This window comes from Aeromonas sp. S12(2024) (assembly GCF_041402305.1).
Classification (GTDB): domain Bacteria; phylum Pseudomonadota; class Gammaproteobacteria; order Enterobacterales; family Aeromonadaceae; genus Aeromonas; species Aeromonas veronii.
Map to the genome: position 1 here is coordinate 42,383 of NZ_JBGLRB010000010.1, position 18,280 is coordinate 60,662.

General features: G+C 58.0%; 14 protein-coding genes. 12 read left to right on the top strand and 2 right to left on the bottom strand.

Annotated elements, in window-relative coordinates; all coding sequences use genetic code 11:
• Positions 1-86: 86 nt before the first annotated feature.
• The 3 genes from dapA (at position 87) to ACB035_RS11225 (ending at position 3,365) form a co-directional block, all read left to right on the top strand.
• Positions 87-974: a 4-hydroxy-tetrahydrodipicolinate synthase gene (gene dapA / locus ACB035_RS11215; protein WP_371167305.1), complete on the top strand. Its 888-nt coding sequence runs from the start codon at positions 87-89 to the stop codon at positions 972-974.
• The gene (gene bamC, locus ACB035_RS11220) at positions 967-2,094 is read left to right on the top strand and encodes an outer membrane protein assembly factor BamC (protein WP_005349235.1); all 1,128 of its coding nucleotides are present in this window, start codon (positions 967-969) and stop codon (positions 2,092-2,094) included. The genes dapA and bamC overlap by 8 nt, the downstream gene beginning before the upstream one ends.
• A gap of 167 nt (positions 2,095-2,261) precedes the next feature.
• Positions 2,262-3,365, top strand: coding sequence for a phosphoribosylaminoimidazolesuccinocarboxamide synthase (locus ACB035_RS11225; RefSeq protein WP_181269940.1), 1,104 nt, complete (start codon positions 2,262-2,264; stop codon positions 3,363-3,365).
• Between the two features lie 128 nt (positions 3,366-3,493).
• Here the strand turns inward: ACB035_RS11225 and ACB035_RS11230 are convergent, their stop codons facing one another.
• Positions 3,494-4,096 carry a short chain dehydrogenase gene (locus ACB035_RS11230; protein ID WP_064338734.1) on the bottom strand — a complete coding sequence of 201 codons (603 nt, stop codon included), beginning with the start codon at positions 4,094-4,096 and terminating at the stop codon, positions 3,494-3,496.
• Positions 4,097-4,193: 97 nt separating this feature from the next.
• On the opposite strand from ACB035_RS11230, the gene ACB035_RS11235 reads away from it, so the two are divergent.
• The 4 genes from ACB035_RS11235 to ACB035_RS11250 all read left to right on the top strand — a co-directional run bounded on the left by ACB035_RS11235 (position 4,194) and on the right by ACB035_RS11250 (position 7,114).
• On the top strand, positions 4,194-5,093 hold the full coding sequence (locus ACB035_RS11235; protein WP_371167345.1) for a LysR family transcriptional regulator: 900 nt from the start codon (positions 4,194-4,196) through the stop codon (positions 5,091-5,093).
• Between the two features lie 71 nt (positions 5,094-5,164).
• Positions 5,165-5,806: a DUF2057 domain-containing protein gene (locus ACB035_RS11240; RefSeq protein ID WP_371167306.1), complete on the top strand. Its 642-nt coding sequence runs from the start codon at positions 5,165-5,167 to the stop codon at positions 5,804-5,806.
• 73 nt (positions 5,807-5,879) lie between these two features.
• Positions 5,880-6,326, top strand: a complete 447-nt coding sequence (locus ACB035_RS11245) for an HIT domain-containing protein (protein ID WP_005358267.1) — start codon at positions 5,880-5,882, stop codon at positions 6,324-6,326.
• 89 nt (positions 6,327-6,415) lie between these two features.
• Positions 6,416-7,114 (top strand): DUF3334 family protein, encoded by a 699-nt coding sequence (locus ACB035_RS11250; protein ID WP_021231953.1) that lies wholly within the window; start codon positions 6,416-6,418, stop codon positions 7,112-7,114.
• Between the two features lie 67 nt (positions 7,115-7,181).
• Here the strand turns inward: ACB035_RS11250 and ACB035_RS11255 are convergent, their stop codons facing one another.
• Positions 7,182-8,168, bottom strand: coding sequence for a DUF2860 family protein (locus tag ACB035_RS11255; RefSeq protein ID WP_129504681.1), 987 nt, complete (start codon positions 8,166-8,168; stop codon positions 7,182-7,184).
• A 206-nt stretch (positions 8,169-8,374) separates the two neighbouring features.
• Here ACB035_RS11255 and arcB point away from each other — a divergent pair, with 206 nt between their 5' ends.
• From arcB to ACB035_RS11280, 5 genes are all read left to right on the top strand, one after another.
• Positions 8,375-10,687, top strand: coding sequence for an aerobic respiration two-component sensor histidine kinase ArcB (gene arcB / locus ACB035_RS11260; protein ID WP_371167307.1), 2,313 nt, complete (start codon positions 8,375-8,377; stop codon positions 10,685-10,687).
• A 51-nt stretch (positions 10,688-10,738) separates the two neighbouring features.
• Positions 10,739-12,103, top strand: coding sequence for a dGTPase (dgt, locus tag ACB035_RS11265; RefSeq protein WP_371167308.1), 1,365 nt, complete (start codon positions 10,739-10,741; stop codon positions 12,101-12,103).
• A gap of 315 nt (positions 12,104-12,418) precedes the next feature.
• On the top strand, positions 12,419-12,622 hold the full coding sequence (locus ACB035_RS11270) for a hypothetical protein (protein ID WP_005349248.1): 204 nt from the start codon (positions 12,419-12,421) through the stop codon (positions 12,620-12,622).
• A gap of 223 nt (positions 12,623-12,845) precedes the next feature.
• Positions 12,846-17,087, top strand: coding sequence for an ATP-binding protein (locus tag ACB035_RS11275; RefSeq protein ID WP_371167309.1), 4,242 nt, complete (start codon positions 12,846-12,848; stop codon positions 17,085-17,087).
• Entirely contained in the window at positions 17,068-18,279 is a 1,212-nt protein-coding gene (locus ACB035_RS11280; protein ID WP_371167310.1) for an EAL domain-containing protein, read from the top strand. The genes ACB035_RS11275 and ACB035_RS11280 overlap by 20 nt, the downstream gene beginning before the upstream one ends.
• The last annotated feature ends 1 nt before the right edge of the window (position 18,280 follow it).

Genomic DNA, 18,280 nt, shown 5'->3' on the forward strand with positions numbered 1-18,280 from the left:
TGGTATCACGGCTTGCCCCCTCTCTCCCTTGTTTTTCAAAGGGGTCAGCTTTACCATTACGCCCCTGAAAATCGGGAGAAAAGTCCATGTTACGCGGTAGTATTGTTGCGCTCGTTACCCCCATGCTGGCTTCAGGTGAAGTCGATTGGGCCAGTCTGGCCAAACTGGTCGACTATCATGTCAGCGCCGGGACCAGCGCCATTGTTGCGGTGGGTACCACAGGGGAATCGGTGACCCTGAGCGAGCAGGAGCATATCGCCGTCGTTGAAAAGACCGTTGAGTATGCCGCCGGACGCATTCCCGTCATCGCCGGTTGCGGCTCCAACAATACCGCCCATGCCATTGAATTGGCAAAGCGACTGGCCAAAACCGGCGTGGTGGCGGGCCTCTCGGTGACTCCTTACTACAACAAGCCCACTCAGGAAGGTCTCTATCGCCACTATTGTGCGATCGCCGAGGCTAGTGGTCTGCCCCAAATTCTTTATAATGTGCCCGGTCGCACCTGTTGCGATCTCAAACCGGAGACCGTGGCCCGTCTGGCCAAGGTTCCCTGCATTATCGGTTTGAAAGAGGCAACCGGCGATTTGAGCCGCACCCCGCTGCTGCGCGAGCTGTGCGGGCCGGAGTTTGCTCTCTACAGTGGCGACGATGCCACTGGTTGTGATTTTATGCTGCAAGGTGGCGATGGCGTGATTTCGGTCACCACCAATATTGCAGCGGCCCAGATGGCCGACATGTGTCGTGCTGCGCTGGCCGGTGATGCCGGGCAGGCGCATGACATCAACAATCTCTTGATGCCGTTGCACAAGACTCTGTTCTGCGAACCGAGCCCCACCCCGGTGAAATGGGCCTGTGCCCAACTGGGGTTGATTGCAACAGCCACCTTGCGTCTGCCGCTGGTTGACCTCACCCCCGAGGGCGAACAGCTGATGGCGCGAGCACTGACCACAGCGGAGTTGATGGCGAGTGTTTAAATCTAATGGAAAGGGAAATAGAGCCCGTCTGGTGCTGAGCGTTGCGACTGTGGCCGTCTTGGCCGGTTGCAGCACCCCCCAGGATCGCAAAATGGCCAACCGCGACTTCGGTTACGAAGATGCCCGCCTCGAGGGCCGCGCGTTCTTGATCCCCGCAGGATTGAGTGCCCCCACCTTCAACAGCCAGTACGACATCCCGCCGCTTCCCGAAAGCAGCCGTGAAGGTGCCCTCGGCGCCCAGGTCGATGTGCGCCCACCCGCTCAACTGCTGACAGTGGTACCGGGCAGTCAGGTGGTGCAGAGCGCAACCGAACCGACCGTTGCCTTCTATGCCCTGAGCACCAGCCAGAGCGTGGAGCGCGATACCTGGTCGTTCCTGATGAACTTCCTGGCCAAATACAAGGTCACCACCGAGAAGCTGGATCAGCAGGATGGCGTATTGCAGACCGGCTGGTTTGACAACACAGTCGCCCTCGATGGCTGGGGTGAAGATGACGAAGACTTCAAAATCCGTCAGCGTTACCAGTTCACCGTGCGCAACGATGCCCAGCGCCACGCCGTCAATATGTCGGTCCGGGTACTGGATCACGAAGAGACCATCGACGGCGAGACCAGCAACAAGCTGACCCCAGCCGATGCCCAGCGCTATGCTGCGCGAGTGCTGAACCAGTTCTCTCTCTATTACGACAGCCAGCTGAAAGCCCGCGAGCAGCACAAGTCCAACGATGGCATGGGTCTGCAACTGGGTCTGGACAACAACGAGCTGAGCGCCTGGATTGCCGAAGGCTCCTTTGATCAGGTGTGGCGTCGTCTCAACCAGGTACTGCCCGCTTACGGTTTCACCATCAAGGATACCCAGCAGTCACTGGGCTGGATCGACGTCGAGTACGAAGAGCCGGGCGCCGAGTTCTGGAAGGCGAAAGGGAGCGAGCCGTTCAAACTGGAGGAGGAGAAATACCGCTTCCAGCTTGGCGAAATGGCGGGAGGCAAGACCTCCATCACCCTGTTCGACAAGGACAAGAAGCCGGTATCGTCCGGGGTTATCTCCCAGATGTATATCAGCCTGTCCGAGGCGTTCGCCAAGGGGCTGGCCGATCAGGCAGCAGCAAAAGCAGAATAAATACAGGGGCCTTGTGCCCCTGTTTTGTTATCAAAATCCCCCTGAAAACGCGGGGATTCCGAGCAGTTTTCGATGATGCGAGCCCCCTTGCCAGCCCGTTGCAAACAGAGCGCGCAGGTGAGTAACTCGCGATGTTTACCCCCCACAAACAGGAAGTGTTATTAGCCATGAGTCTTGCAGATCAAGTATTGGCGGTGAATGACGATTTGCCGATCCGTACCGATAAACCTGTCCATTCCGGCAAAGTGCGCAGCGTCTACTGGTTGACCCCCGAAGACAGTGCCCGGCTCATAAAAGAGAAAGGCTATGATGTGCCGGCCGATGCGCCCCTCGCCCTCATGGTGATCAGCGATCGCATCTCGGCCTTCGATTGCATCTGGCAAGGTGTGGATGGCCTGAACGGCGTGCCGGGCAAAGGGGCTGCGCTTAATGCCATCTCCAGCCACTGGTTCAAGCTGTTCAAGGAGAAGGGACTGGCCGACAGCCACATTCTGGATATTCCGCACCCCTTCGTCTGGATTGTGCAAAAAGCCCGTCCGGTGATGATCGAGGCGATTGCCCGCCAGTACATCACTGGCTCCATGTGGCGTGCCTACAAGGATGGCGAGCGCGAGTTCTGCGGCATCACCCTGCCGGAAGGGCTCAAAAAGGATCAGAAGTTGCCGGAGATCCTCATCACCCCTTCCACCAAGGGCGTGCTGACTGGGCTGGATGGCGTGCCGGAAGCCGATGACGTCAACGTTTCCCGTGCCGATATCGAGCGCCACTACAAGGGCTTCAACTTCAGCAAACCGGCTGACATCGACCGTTACGAAGTGCTGCTCAAAGAGGGCTTCAACGTCATCAGCGACGCGCTGGCCGGGCTGGATCAGATCTTCGTCGATACCAAGTTCGAGTTTGGTTACGTCCACGATGCGGCAGGCAACGAGAAGCTGATCTACATGGACGAAGTGGGTACCCCCGACAGCTCCCGTATCTGGGATGGCGCGGCCCTGCGCGACGGCCAGATTGTCGAGAAGTCTAAAGAGGGTTTCCGTCAGTGGCTGCTCAACCACTTCCCGGATCCGGACATCCTGCTCAACAAGAACCGCATGCCGGAACGTTTTGCTCTTGCCCGCGACAACAAGCTGCCGACCGAAGTGATGATGGATATCTCCAACACCTACGTCGGGATCGCCGAGAAGATCATCGGCCACAAGCTGGCGCGTTCTGCCAATCCCAAGCAGGAGATCATCGAGGTGCTGCGCGATCAGTACGGTCTGATCGACTAAGGGTTGCTCTCTTTTTTTGTCGCCCAGAAACAAACGTTTGCTGGTGGCGAAAGATAGAGGCAAATAAACAGACGGGCCCCTCAGCGGGGCCCATTTTTATTGCTGGTCTGGCGGCAAGCGAGCGGCGCTCAACCGTTCACTCTGAACACCTGACCGGTCTGGATGCCCAGCACCGACTTCTTGTAAGCCTGCGCCACCTTGGCGGCGGGCACCGGCACGAATCCCGGGAAGAAGTCGGCGTATTTGTCCATCGACTCCGCCAGCACGGTAGGGCTCACCACGTTGATGCGAAGGCCCCTTGGCAGCTCGCAGGCGGCCGCTTTCACAAAGTGATCGATGGCGCCGTTGACGGTGCTGGCGCTCACGCCCCAGTTGATCGGCTCCTCGCTCAGAATACCGCTGATCAAAGTGATGGAACCCTTGTCAGTCAGATAGGGAATGGCGGCTCGGGTCAGGTTGATCTGGCCCATCAGCTTGCTCTCCAGTCCCACCTGCCACTGCTCGTCGGTCATCTCGGTCAGGCCGTTGAAGGCCACGCTGCCGCTGGCGACGACCAGCGCATCGAACTGCCCCAGCTTGGCAAACAGCGCCTTGATAGAGGCTGGATCGCGCATGTCGACCGTGGCATCGCCACGGCTGTGGCCGACCCGGATCACCTGATGATCTTTGGCAAGCAGTTCACTGACCGCGGAGCCGACGGTGCCGGAGGCACCCACAATCACAATTTTCATCTGCATCACTCCTGGTTGGGATGTATCGATTCTAGCGCAACAGAAAATGCGAAAAAGCGCGTAAAATAAACCCATTGTTTCCATATTGGAGCTAATGATGGATATCGCCCATCTGGCCAGCTTTTACGAAGTGGTGCTGCGCGGCAGTTTCTCGGCTGCTGCCGATACGCTGGGGGTTAGCAAGGGGATGCTGAGCCGCCATGTCAGCGCGCTGGAGACCTCCCTCAATGCACAACTGTTGCAGCGCACCACCCGCCGCCTCAGTCTGACCGAGGCGGGCAAGACCCTCTATCAGCAGGCGGGGGAGATCTTCGCGCTGGCTCGGCAGGCGGAGCAGGATATTCAGGCGCTGACCGAAGAGGATTGCGGACGATTGCGCTTTACCTGCCCGGTCAGCACCGGCGATCGCATGGTGAGCGAGCTGCTGGCCAGCTTTGCCGTGCTCTGTCCGGGAGTGGAGGTGGAGCTCAACTTCACCAACCAGATGGTCGACATGAGTCAGGGGGAGAACGACATCGCCCTGCGCGCCATGAACGAGGTGCCGGACAATCTGGTCGCACTTCCTCTTGGCCGACTTAAGGATGTGGTGGTGGCCAGCCCCGCACTGGTGGCGCGAGAGGGGCGTCCAGCTACTCCCTATGAGCTGAGCGGGCGCAGCTGCCTGTTGCAGGGACACAATCCGGCCTGGGAGCAGTGGCACTTTATCCGTGAGGGGGAGGAGGCTCACATTCTGGTGCAGGGCAAGGTGCGGGCCAACCACTACAGTACCGTGTTACAACTGGCGCGTGCCGGTATGGGCTATGCCAAGTGCCCGCTGATGCTGGTGGAGTCGCTGCTGACGGCAGGAGAGCTGGTGACCGTGCTCGACGAGTGGCAGAGCGGCCTGCATCAGCTTCATGTGCTGCATGCCCAGCAGCGGCGGGTGCCGCGCAAGATCAGGCTGTTCAAGCAGGTGCTGGCCCAGTGGTTTGCCGAGCGACCCCACTACCTGCTCTGAGCGGCGTTATTTTTCTGTCATCTTAGGCTGCTACCCTGCGCCCATCATCGGCATCAGGAAGATCAGCGGGAATGAAGAGTAATAGAGGGTTGACCGGTTTTGTGCTGCTCTGTGCAGTGTTGGGGGCAGGCAGTGTACAGGCCATGGTGGACGTGAAGGTGCCGGAGAATTTCCGCATTCTCGCGGTGAGCAACGGCACCTTGCAGGATGAGCAGCATGCCACCCTGGCGGATGGCGAGCAGCAACTGCTGGTACGCTTCGAGGGGGTGATCCCCAGTCGCAGCAGCAGTGAGAATGATCGGCAGGTACGCTCCGAGCCGCAGGTGGTGCGCTATCAGGGCAGCAATCAGCATTTGCAGCTGACGGCCAGCGTACCGGGAGACGAGCGGGGGATGCAGGCCTATGCCAAGGATCCGGTGGTGACGTTGCAGGAGAATGGCCGCACGCTTGCCATCCAGCAGGACGCGCTGGTGACCAGTGGCATGCTGCTTGGGGTGGATTGGAACGGCAAACTGGCTGAATACAACCGCAGCGGCGGCAAGGCGGCGCTGACGGCCGTCGCTGTTACTACACAGCCAACGGCTACGCTATCCGGTGGGGGGCAACCCGTTGTGGCAGCCAGCGAGCTGGAAGGGCAGTTGCAGCAGCTGTTCCTCAAGGCAGATCCGGCCCTGCGCAAGCGCTTTATCGGTTGGGCCGTGCCACAGCTTTAAGTTTTCTGCCCGTTGCAGTAACGTGGACACTCCTTTTTCAGGCGCTCTGTTCATCGTACTCAACGAGGTTTTCATGTTTGAATTGCATTCACGCCTGCAGGCAGATACCCGGTGGCTCGGGGATCTGCCCCTCTGCCGTGTCTTGCTGGCCAAAGACAGCCAGTATCCCTGGCTCATTCTGGTTCCGCGAGTAGCCAACCTGCGGGAAATTCACCATCTGGCGCCAGAGCAGCAGCAACAGCTGATGCAGGAGTCCTGCGCCGTCGCCGCCCTGATGGAACAGGCCCTCAGCCCGGACAAGATCAACATTGGGGCGCTGGGTAATCTGGTGCCGCAACTCCACCTTCACCATGTCGCCCGCTTTGCGACGGATCGTGCCTGGCCAGGCCCCATCTGGGGCGCTCATCCGGTCGTGCCTTATGAGCCACAAGTTTTGGCACAGCAGGCCGATATATGGCGTGCCCGGCTCGCCAAGCTGAGCGGTTTCACCCCTGTGGCTGCTGATAACGGAGTCAACTGAGAGGCGTGTCGCTATTTCAGTCTCCGGGCCGCGCCATCTGTTAGAGTTATGGTATAGATAAGCCCATTTTCGATGTTCAGGAAGGTCCCATGATAGTGACAAGATCCGATGACGATGCCGTATTGACCACAGAGGATGTGCTGCTCAGCCTGTGCAACTCGGTGACGGACGTTTTGAGTGCCGCGACCATGAGTCAGGTGCGGTTTTCCGGCATGGTGCAGCGGATCAGCAAGACCTGCCTCAAGCCGGATATCGGCTGCTTCGTGCTGTTCGATGGCGGTTTTTCCGGTCTGGTGGTGATCAACTTCTCCGCCGCCGCCGCCATGGAGCTGTACGAGAGCTACATGTTGAGCATGGGACTCTCCAAGGAGGATCTCGCCATCTCCCACACCTCTGACGAGGTGAGCAACGTGATGGGCGAGCTGATGAACCAGATCGTCGGCAGCTTTACCGTCAAGGTGGGCCGGGATCTGCAGACCCACATCACCCAGAACCAGCCGAAGATGCTGGCCCTCAACAAGCAGGTGATGCTGAGCGTCGATACCAATCTCGACAGCCCGGAGTCCCGCCGTGTCACCTTCTTCACCGCCCGCAACAACATCTTCTATCTGGAGCTGGCGATGGACAAAACCGAGTTCATTCGCATCCACAATGAGGGGATGGAGCATGAAGAGCTGGATCCCGATGCGCTGATCGCCCAGGCCAAGCAGGATGCCGCCAAGCCGGTTCAGGCTGCGGCCCCGGTCGCCAACGATCACGACGATCTGCTCGACTCTCTGGGTATCTGAGGCAAACGCTGGATAGCAACAAGGCCACCTTCGGGTGGCCTTGTTGTATACGTGCGCACAACAGTTGTTAGAAGTTGTAGAGCAGGCCGGTGTTGAACATTACGGATTCAGAATCGTAGAAGTTGATGTCGGAATCGGACTTGGCATAGCCAGCAGTAAAGGTTGCGGAGAGCGGCGCGATACCGAACAGGCGGTGCCAGAAGAAGGTACCGGTCAGGGCAAACTCGTCGGAGTCGGCGCTTTGGCCAAAGATCGGGTTGGCCTCATCATATTTGGTCTGGCCCAGATAGGCGTTGCTGACGAAAGACCACTGGGAAGCGCGCATGCCGTAGGTCAACTGCAGGCCGTTGCTCTTGTAGCTTTGGGCGCTGCCATCCAGATCGGCTTGGCGGTAAATAAAGGCTGGCTCCAGCATCTGACCGGGTGCCAGCTGCCATTTGTAGGAGAGGTCGAGGGCGTGGATCTTGCCGTTGCGATCCAGTTTGGCGGCAGTATCGGCGCCGTACTGACTGCCGCTGCGCTCCTCATCTACCTCGATGTTGCGGGTGGTCAGGCTGCCATTGAAGTTGCTACCCCAGATGCTGTCCCAGGCGAAGCGCACCCCTTTTGACTTGATATCGGTCGACTGGCGATCAACGCCTACGGCGAAGGGATCGCTCCACTGCTCGGTCGGCATGGCATTAAAGACCACGGAGCCAGCTACGATGCCCTTGTCGCTCATCTCCTGACGGATACCGAGCTGCTGGGTGAAGTCGAAACGGATGGCATCCTGGATCAGGTTACCAAGGAAGACCTGGGTACGGGTATCGGCAAAGGTGTAGCGGATATCGGCGTTGAGCAGCGGGGCAACGGCGGAGCTGCTCTCGGCACTGCCCAGTCCGCTCAGGCGGCGGTTTTCATCATCACCGCTATAAAAATTCGATTCGTAATTGATGACACTGACCCCGCCAAGCAGGAAACCGGACCAGCCAGACTCCTTGGGAATTTCACCCAAATCAGCATAAGCACTATTTGCGACCAGCAGGCCCAGGCCCAGCAAGGTGGTATTGCGCATCGGATAACTCCTAAATTAAATGGTGGTGAATTTTTTCGGCCGGTGAGTATAAAGAAAAAACCTTAATGGCAACTGACTCAATATTGCCAATTATCCTAACCCACTCATTTCATTCGGCGAATCGTTAATTAATTGTGCGAGATTAAGAAGAGTTCACTCGGTTGTGCTGGTATTCTGTACCGCGAATATCGGGGGAAAACAATAAGATGAAACAGATTAAATCCTGGGCGCAATATTATGTCGATCTGATGACCAAGCTGGGACTGGTGCGCTTCAGCATGTTCCTGGCGGCGGGCATTATCGTGCTGGCGGTCGCCATCCAGATGGGGGTGACCCTGTTCCTGCGCGGCAATATCGATGTGATCGACTTCGTTCGCTCGGTCTTCTTTGGCCTGCTGGTGACCCCCTGGGCGGTCTATTTTCTCTCCATCGTGGTGGATCAGCTGGAGGATTCCCGTCAGCGACTGAGCCGGATGGTGCGCAAGCTGCAAGATATGCGCGAGCGGGATCTGGAGCTCAATACCCAGCTGCAGGAGAACATCAGCCGCCTCAACGCCCAGATTGCCGAGACCAACCGGGCCGAGAGTCTGCGTCTGCAGGCCATCGAGGATCTCGAGAACGAGGTGTTCCAGCGGGAGAAAGCCCAGCTTCATCTGGGGGAGCGCACCGCGCTGCTGCGCTCCTTTATCGACTGCTCCCCGGATCTGGTCTACTACCGCAATGAGGATGAGCAGTTCTCCGGCTGCAACCGCGCCATGGAGGAGCTAACCGGCAAGGTGGAGGCCGAGCTGATCGGTCTGACCCCGTTCGATGTCTACAAGCAAGAGATCGCCAACAAGGTGGTGGAGACCGACAAGCAGGTCTTTGCCAGCAACGAGCCGCTCACCTACGAGCAGTGGCTGGAGTATCCCGATGGCCGCAAGGCTTACTTCGAGCTGCGCAAGGTGCCCTTCTTCGACCGCTTCGGCAAGCGACTCGGCCTGCTCGGCTTTGGCCGTGACATCACCGAGCGCAAGCAGTATCAGGACAAGCTGGAGAAGGCGAGCCGCGACAAGACCACCTTCATCTCCACCATCAGCCACGAGTTGCGCACCCCGCTCAACGGCATCGTGGGCTTAAGCCGGATGCTGATGGATACCCCCCTCGATCCCAAGCAGCATCAGCAGCTCAAGACCATTCACCTGAGTGCGGTGACCCTTGGCAATATCTTCAACGACATCATCGACTTGGACAAACTGGATCGCCGTCGCCTCGAAATTGCACCGACCCGTATCGATCTGCCCGCCTTCCTCGACGAGCTGGAGACCCTGTCGCGCATTCAGGCGGAGCAGAAGGGGCTCTATCTCCATTTCGATCGGGATGGCGACATGCCGCAATTCGTGATGGCTGACGGCACCCGCCTGCGTCAGGTGCTGTGGAATCTGGTGGGCAACGCGGTCAAGTTTACCGATGAGGGGGGCGTCACCGTGCGTTGTCTCTCCCATCCCGCCGATGAGCCGGGCAAGCTGGCCCTGCACTTCGAGGTGGAGGATACCGGTATCGGCATCCCGCGCGCCCAGCAGGAGAAGATCTTCGCCATGTACTATCAGGTGCAGGGCAAGAAGCACGCCACCGGCACCGGCATTGGGTTGGCGGTCTCCCGTCAGCTGGTGCAGGCGATGGGCGGGCAGCTCTATGTGGACAGCGATCCGGGCGAAGGCTCCTGCTTCACCGCCGAGCTGGAGGTAGCTTGCGCCGAGCCAGTGTTGCCAGAGCAGGAGGAGGAGATGCCTTCCCTTGATATCCTGCTGGTGGAGGATGTGGAGCTTAACGTGACAGTAGCCTGCGCCCTGCTGGGCAAGCTGGGTCATCAGGTGCAGGTGGCACGGGACGGCACCCAGGCGTTGGCGATGGCCAACCCGGATGATTTCGACCTCATTTTGCTCGATATCCAGCTGCCGGACATGACCGGCTTTGATGTGGCTAAAACCCTGCTGGATCGTTATGGCGACAGCCTGCCACCCATGGTGGCGCTCACCGCCAACTCCACCGGCGATCGCCAGTACTACCGGGATCACGGCATGCAGGATGTGATCAACAAGCCGCTTGGCTCCAAAGCGGTGCGGGAGGTGATTGGTCACCTGTTTGCCGATCTGGCCGAGGATGAAGCGGACGAGCAGGCTGATGCGGGCAATCAGGATGCCCTGCTGGATATCCCCTTCCTCACCGATTACGCCGATACCGTGGGTAAGCCGGTGCTGCTCTCCAGCGTCGATCTGTTCGAGAAGATGATGCCGGACTACATGGCAGTGCTCGACTCCAACATGATTGCCAAGGATCAAGCTGGGGTGGTGGAAGAGGCACACAAGATAAAAGGGGCGGCAGGCTCCATTGGCCTGCGCCGATTGCAGCAGACGGCACAGCTGATCCAGAGCCCGGATCATCCCGCCTGGTGGGAAAACGTGGAAGACTGGATTGAGACGCTGCGCCGGGAATATCCGGGCGATATCGCCCGTCTGCGGCGCTGGTTGCTGTCTTGAGGCTGGAGGTTATCTTGAGTCTGATGGAAGTGGCTGGCAAGGAGCTGCGAGATGTATAGCCGTTTGATTACCCCCGCGCGCATCCACCCCTGGGGGGACGAGGATCTGCTGGAGGCGACCGAGCAGGATCGCGCCCGCATCGTGCAGGCCGCGCCGGTGCGCCGGTTGCAGCAGAAGACCCAGGTCTTTCCGCTCGATGTGAAGGCCTCGGTGCGCAGTCGCCTCACCCACTCGCTGGAGGTGCAGGAGACCGGTCGCCAGATCAGCCGTCGTATTCTGGCCGCCTTGCCAGTCGGGATGGTCTGCGAAGGGGCCTTTATCAATCTGGTGGAGATGTCCTGCCTGCTTCATGACGTGGGCAACCCGCCATTTGGCCACTTTGGCGAGCAGGTGATGAGCCAGTGGCTCGGCGAGATGCTCGATCCCCTCTATCAGCAGGCGCTGGCGCAGCCCCCCTCGGCCCAGTGGGCTGAATTGCGTCAGGATCTGCAACTGTTTGATGGCAACGCCCAGAGTCTGCGGCTGGTGCACAGCTTGCACGAGCTCAACCTGACACTTGGACAACTGGCAGCGCTTTGCAAATACCCGCAGCAGCCCCGGCCCGGCGTGAGCTATGGCCAGCATCATGGCTGGAGCAGCAAGCGGGGCATCTTCTTTAGCGAGCAGCCGCTCTACCGCGCCCTCGGCCAGAGTCTGGGATTGGCCCCCGGCTGCCGTCATCCGCTGGTCTACATCATGGAGGCGGCCGATGACATCTCCTACTGCATCGCCGATCTGGAAGATGCGGTAGATCGGCGGATCCTGACTCAGGGTGAACTGCTGGCGGCACTGCGGGCCGCTGACCAGAGTGACTACATGGGCACCTTGCTGGATGAGGCGCTGGCTTCTGGTCGGGGCTTTTTCCCCCATTTTCGCCAGCAGCTGACCCGGGATCTGGTTACGCTGGCGGCGCAGAGCTATGTCAGCGAACATCAGGCCATTTTGCAGGGCTCCTATCCGCAAGCACTGCTGCATGGTCAGGCGCCGGCGGCGCGGGTGCTAGATATCCTCAAACGGGTGGCCCGCGAGCTGGTCTTTATGCGCCCCGAGGTGGAAGCGCTCGAGCTGGAGGGGTATGCGGCGCTGCGCGGGGTGCTGACCAGTTATGCCTGTCTATTGGCGCTGCCAGCGCCACAGTTTGCTCGCCTGCTGGCCGGGGAGGGGAGTCAGGCGCTGTTCTTTGCGCGCCGCCTCTATCACCGTCTCTCGGCCCGCCATCTCAAGGCCTATCGATTGGCGATCGCCACCCCGGATCCGCGCTTTGCCTGCCAGAACGAGCAGGAGTGGTATTACCGGGTGCGGCTGCTGCTCGATTATGTCAGCGGCATGACGGATACCTACGTGCTGGAGGAGTACCGGCTACTCTCGGGGATCTGATGCCCCAAGCTCCCCTTCGGGCAGCATAAAATGCCGTAAAAACGTTTAAAAAGGAGTCGCAAGAGGCTTGTTTTAAATTCGGATATTTTTTAGACTTCTGCAGTCTGTTCAACTTTTACTCGGTAAGGAGACGAAAATGCAACATCTGATGCTCAATATTGCATTCTCTCGCGGCACTGCGTGCGGCGTGAAATCTCGTGCTCTTTTACCGCGTGGCGTAAACAGGTAACCCCTGTCTTTTTATCACCCGCGGTTCGTCCCGCAGGGTGATATCCACTTTCTCCGGGAGAACCGCATGTTCAACTGGAGAATGTCATGTCTATCGAACTGGTTTTACTGCGCAGTGTTGAATCCTTGGTCCAGAGAAGGATTGCCCGGGTCGAGCGTCGTCTCGTGCAGGTCAATCTGTCACCCGCCCTGCTCAGGGATATCGGGCTGGAAGGATATCAGGGTCAAATTGCCCTCGTTCGCGAGCGGGAGTATCAAACCGGCTTCCGCCTCGGGAATCGAATAACCTGATCGCGAAGGGGAGAATAAGATCCCTCTCGCTAGTGAAATGGCAGGCTGCATGCCTGCCATTTTTCCATCTTATGGTTGATTCCAGGTTCACATGTTGGTGACTCAGTATTATCCTCTCTGCCCTCTTTGTAACAGCTGTGATTGTTTTCTCGCCTTGCGTCGTCAGGATCTGCAAGATTAGAGGTGGCAGCCCTATCTGTTTTACTTATCAGGACAAGACCTTATGCCACTCCTTCGTCAGCTTTTTCTTCCCATGTTGCTGTTGTTTTCGGGCATGTTGGCTGTTGCGGCTCCCCAACCGCAAGATGAGAGCACAAGTAACGAGATTTCTGCACAAAAGGAGCTGCTGGTTGGGGTTCCCCGTGGCGGCTATCTCCCTTTCATCTATCAACTCCCCAACCTGCGTTATGCCGGTCCGCTCAAGGAGCTGGCCTCGCGCATTGCAGCCGAAATGGGCGTGTCATTGCGTTATATCCCCTACAACTCCTACGTGGATGCCCAGATTGCTCTCCAAGGCGGCCAGATCGATGCATTAATCGGGGTTGAACGTAATGCTCTTGAATTGAAGGGGATAAACCCTATTGGCAGTATCGGTTCTTATGCTCGCTCCATTTTAATGCATACCCCGGATCAGCGATTGACCCTGGAGCAGGCGCGCAAGTTACGCTGGGTCTGTATTCGCGGGTTTGGCAGTTGTAATGAATTGGCTCGTTTGGGGATCTCTGATGTAACTGAGCTGGAGAGCCGCACTGAGGCGACCTATATGGTCAAGCTGGGCGCTGTCGATGCATATCTTGATTTGGAACCAATTGTTTCCTTTAAAATGGAGAGAATGCCTGCATCAATGGGGGTTGTCGCTCCTGGGTGGCTTTCTGGCAGCACGCTGACGATAGCGACCAGCTCCCGCCAGCCAGAGCTGAGCGAGAAGCTTTGGCAGGCATATCAACGGATACCCGTTGCAGACTCACGATTACGGTTGCATCAGAAAAATGAACGCGCCAACGCAGGTCTGTTGCTGGAACCAGATGAGGCTAGTTGGCTGAAGCAGAGAAACAAGGTCATCAAGTTCGCCGTTGCCCCCGGATTTGCCGGCATCAGCGAAATTGATGACGAAGGTGAATTGCATGGCTATACGGCAGACCTGATGAAGTTGTTGAGTCTGCGCTCCGGGATCCGCTTTGAGCTGGTGTCGACAAATACCTGGCAGGAGTCACTTAAACTGCTGAAAGAGCACAAAGTGGACCTTATTCCCTTGATGACACCGCTCAAGGATCGTCAGTCCTTTGCCTCTTTTACCTCCTCCTATCTGAAGTTCGACAGCTATGTTGTAGCCAGACACGGTGCTCGCCCGCTGAAGTCGTTGGTCGAGCTGAAAGGGCGTCTGATTGGTGGTGTGACGGGTTCTTACGAAGCCTCTCTCATTCACGCGCTGGGCGCCAATATTATCGAAGTAGGCAAAGATGCCGATTTACTGACCTTGCTTGACACTGGGCGAGCCGAATATGTGCTGTTGACCATGACCAATCTGGGACAGCAGGCGATGAAGGGTTTCAATGATAAGTATCAGGTAGTGCTGAGCTCCCCCGAATTTTCCGTACCTATCAGTATGGCCGTCGATAATGCTCAGCCCGAGTTGCTCCGCATCATGGACAAGTTGCTGCTGACCATCACGGATGAGGAATGGCAACTGCTGGAACGACGCTGGCTCAATGTGTCGGTCAATATCGAGTCTGATTACACCCTGATTTACAAATGGTTGGCCATAGGGGGGGGCGCCTTGCTCGTCAGCGGTTTGCTGGTGATGTTCTGGGCTCGCAGTTTGCGTCGCCAGATTGCGCAGCGGAAAATCGCAGAGGACAAGCTGAACGAACAGTTGCTGTTTGTGCAGACCTTGCTCAACTCACTGCCAACCATGGTGGCGCTACGTGATAGCGAGCAGCGGATCACCTTGTGCAATCAGGCCTATCGCGATGCTTTCCTTGGTGCTGGCAGTAGCAGTGAGGAGCTGCAAAACATGCCCGAGACACTCAGAAACAGTGTGTTGGAAGAAGAGCGCCGGGTGTGGCAGACCGGACAGGATCTGGAGGGGGCAGGGAGTAACCTGCGAGCTGATGGTACGCCCTGCCATGTTATCTATGCCAAACGCCCTTATCGCGATCCCGATGGCAATATGCTGGGGGTGTTGACAGTACTGACCGATGTCAGCCGGATCAAGGAGGCGGAGGAGCGCGCCCGTCAGGCTGAAAATCGCCTTACCCAGATTACCGACAGCATGCCTGGGGTGGTCTATCAGTATTTTTGGCAAGGACCCGGCAAGGGGCGGTTTTTGTATGCCTCTCAGGGTGCCAGCGAGATCCTCGGGGCTTCCCGGCAGGATCTGTTCAATGCCGAATCGGGTGGTGAGGTGTTCGGCTTTACCGAAGAGGCGCTTCAGGATTTTGTCAGCAAGGTGGCCAATCATGCCGAGACTCTGGCTCCCCTCGACCTGGAGGTCAAGGTGGAGCGACCTGATGGAGATCGCTATCTGCAAGTGCGTGGCAACTTTGTCAGACAGGAGCAGCAGGCACTGATCCTTAACGGGGTGATTCAGGACATCACTGCCCTCAAGCAACAGGAATATGAGCTGCGCGAAGCTCGCGCCTATGCCGAGCAGGCGATGCAGGCTCGCAGCCGCTTTTTGGCAACCATGAGCCATGAACTACGAACACCCATTTCAGGCATGCATGGCATGCTCGAATTGCTGCAAATGAGCGAGCTCAACGACGACCAGCGTTTTATGGTGCGCAATGTGGTCACCTCGACCAACAACCTGCTCTATCTGGTCAATGACATCCTCGATTTCTCCAAGATAGAAGCGGGTCAGTTGCAGTTGAATTACCAGAGCAGCCGTTTGCAAACGGTGATCTGCGATGCCATTCGTGGCCATGCGGCACTGGCTCATAACAAGGGGCTCAACGTGGTGCTGGAGTGGGAGCATCATGTGCCGGATTGGGCCGACATCGATGGGGTGCGTATTGGTCAGGTCATCTCCAACCTGCTCAACAATGCGGTGAAGTTTACCGAACAAGGGGGGATTACTATCCGGGTCAGCTACCTGAGCGAGCAATTGACCATCAGTGTCAGTGACACCGGCATCGGGATCGCCGAAGAGAAGCAGGCGCTGCTGTTCACGCCTTTTGAGCAGGTGGAGTCAGATATCAACCGTCGTTTTGGTGGCACCGGACTGGGGTTGGCAATCTGTGAGCAGTTGGTATGCAAAATGGGGGGGGCACTGACACTGACCAGCAAGGCAGGAGAGGGCTCCTGCTTCCGCTTTACCGTACCGCTTACCAATCCGCAGTGGGATCCCCCTGCTCTGGCTGATACAGAATGGTGGTTTTTCAGCGATGACACCAACCTCGAAGCGGCCATGGTACGGCAGGGGGCCAAGCTCAGGTACTTGGGGGCCAATGAGCTCAGTCGCTCACTGGAAGGGTTGCTGTTGGCCGATCAACGGTGGCTTGAGCAAGCGCTGGGGGGGGAATGGCAAAGCTGGCTGCAACACTCTGCGCTGAAGGGGATCATAGCGTCACCCGATGAGGCGTTACGGGGTCGGATTGGTGAACAGAAATGGTGGCGCCTGGGTCTATCTCCTCTCTATCCGGATCTTCTGCTGGAGAGCTGCCACGAATTGCTGCAGGAGCGAGTCACACCAATCCTCCCTGCGCTTGCAGAGAAGCTGGGTGGCAAAGTACTGGTGGCCGATGATCATCCGGTCAATCGTGCCTTGCTGGCACGGCAGTTGGCCATTCTTGGTATCGAGGCTCAGGTTGTGGAAGATGGCGACAAGGCTCTGCGGGCCTGGCAGGGACAGCAATTCTCGATGCTGCTGACTGATTGCCATATGCCGGTGATGGATGGTTATGCTCTGACCAAGGCGCTGCGGGCTGCGGGAGTGACGGCCCCCATCATAGGGGTAACGGCAGATACGTCGGAAGAGGCGAGTGCTCGTATGGTAGAGGCAGGCATGAGTGACATGTTACTGAAGCCCTACCCGCTGGATATCTTGCGCCAGATGCTGGCCCATTGGCTGGCAGAGAGGACGCCAACCAGAAGCGCGGTTGCGCCCGTTGTTGGGGCTACAGGCATGCAGGCTGAGCGCTGGTTGGCGCTCTTTGGTGACGAGCTGACCGCGCGAGCCATGGCGGTGGAGTATCTCGATTCCAACCGGCAGGATGGCGAGGCCATGATGGCAGCGCTGATTTGTCATGATGCCAGCGCCTTGGTCGAGACCGCCCACCGGATCAAGGGGGCTGCCCGAATGGTCGGGTTGGAGGAGCTTGCCAGTCAGGCCGCCATGCTGGAATCGGCAGCGCGATTGAAGCGGCTCGACGAGCTCGACGATCTGGTCAGCACAGTGCAGAGGTTGATGACGGCGATTGCCCACGACATTGGATTATGGCTCGATGAAAAAAGCACAACATGAGTTGGTCATCATGGTCGTGGAAGACCATGGATTTCAGCGCAAGGCGCTGCTGCACCAGATCCGCAGCCTGGGTTACCAGAATCTGCTGGAAGCGGTTGATGGTATCGAGGCGTTGGCGCTTAGCCAGCAATACAACGTCGATATCCTGTTTTGCGATCTGCGAATGCCCGGAATGGATGGCATGGCGCTGTTGCGCCGCCTGTCGCTGGGTGGTTTTCAGGGCGGCATTATCCTCTCCAGCGCGCTTGAGGGGGATGTGGTGGAAGCCGTATTGCGTATGAGTACCGCTTATGGCTTGCAGGTGCTCGGTCGCATAGAGAAACCCTCAACGCCGCAGCAGCTCCAGCGGCTTATCCAGGCTTGGTCACCCCGGCAGGAACCAGTCAGAGAAGAAGAGGGGCACAGAATAGGAGTCGATGAGTTGCGTCGGGCGATCGAGCAAGATCAACTGCTGCCCTGGTATCAGCCCAAGGTGAGTTTTGCATCCGGCGAGTGGGTCGGGATGGAGGCGTTGGCCCGCTGGCAACACCCCGAGTTTGGCCTGATCCCGCCCGGGCGTTTTATTTCACTGGCGGAGAGCAACGGACTTATCGATCCGTTGACCGAGGTGATCATCAGCAAATCTCTGAGTGATGGCCATTTATGGGAGGAAACCGGGTTGTCACTCAATCTGTCGATGAACCTCTCCACCACCTCACTCATTGAAGGGGATCTTTGCAACTTATTGATTGATCAGTGCAAGCGCTGGAGTATCAATCCTGAGCTCATCACCCTCGAGGTGACTGAGAGCGCATTCGTGCAGGATCTGGGCAAGTCTCTGGAGGTGCTGACCCGGCTAAGGATGCATGGCTTTGGTCTCTCCATCGATGATTTTGGTACCGGCTACTCCTCGATGCAGCAGCTGGCACTGTTGCCGTTCACCGAACTCAAACTGGATCGCTCCTTTGTCGATCGCTGCCATGCCGATCCGTCACGTTTGGCTATCATCGAGTCCAGTATCGAGTTGGCCCGCAAGCTGGGGCTGAAGTCGGTGGCGGAAGGGGTAGAGGATGAGGCGACCTGGCGAGTGCTGGCCCAACTCGGTTGCGACCTCTGTCAGGGATTTTTCTCTGCCCGCCCGATGCCGCGCAGTGAATTGGCTAATTGGCACCGGACTTGGCAAGATAGATTGCCTACACTGATATCTATCTGAT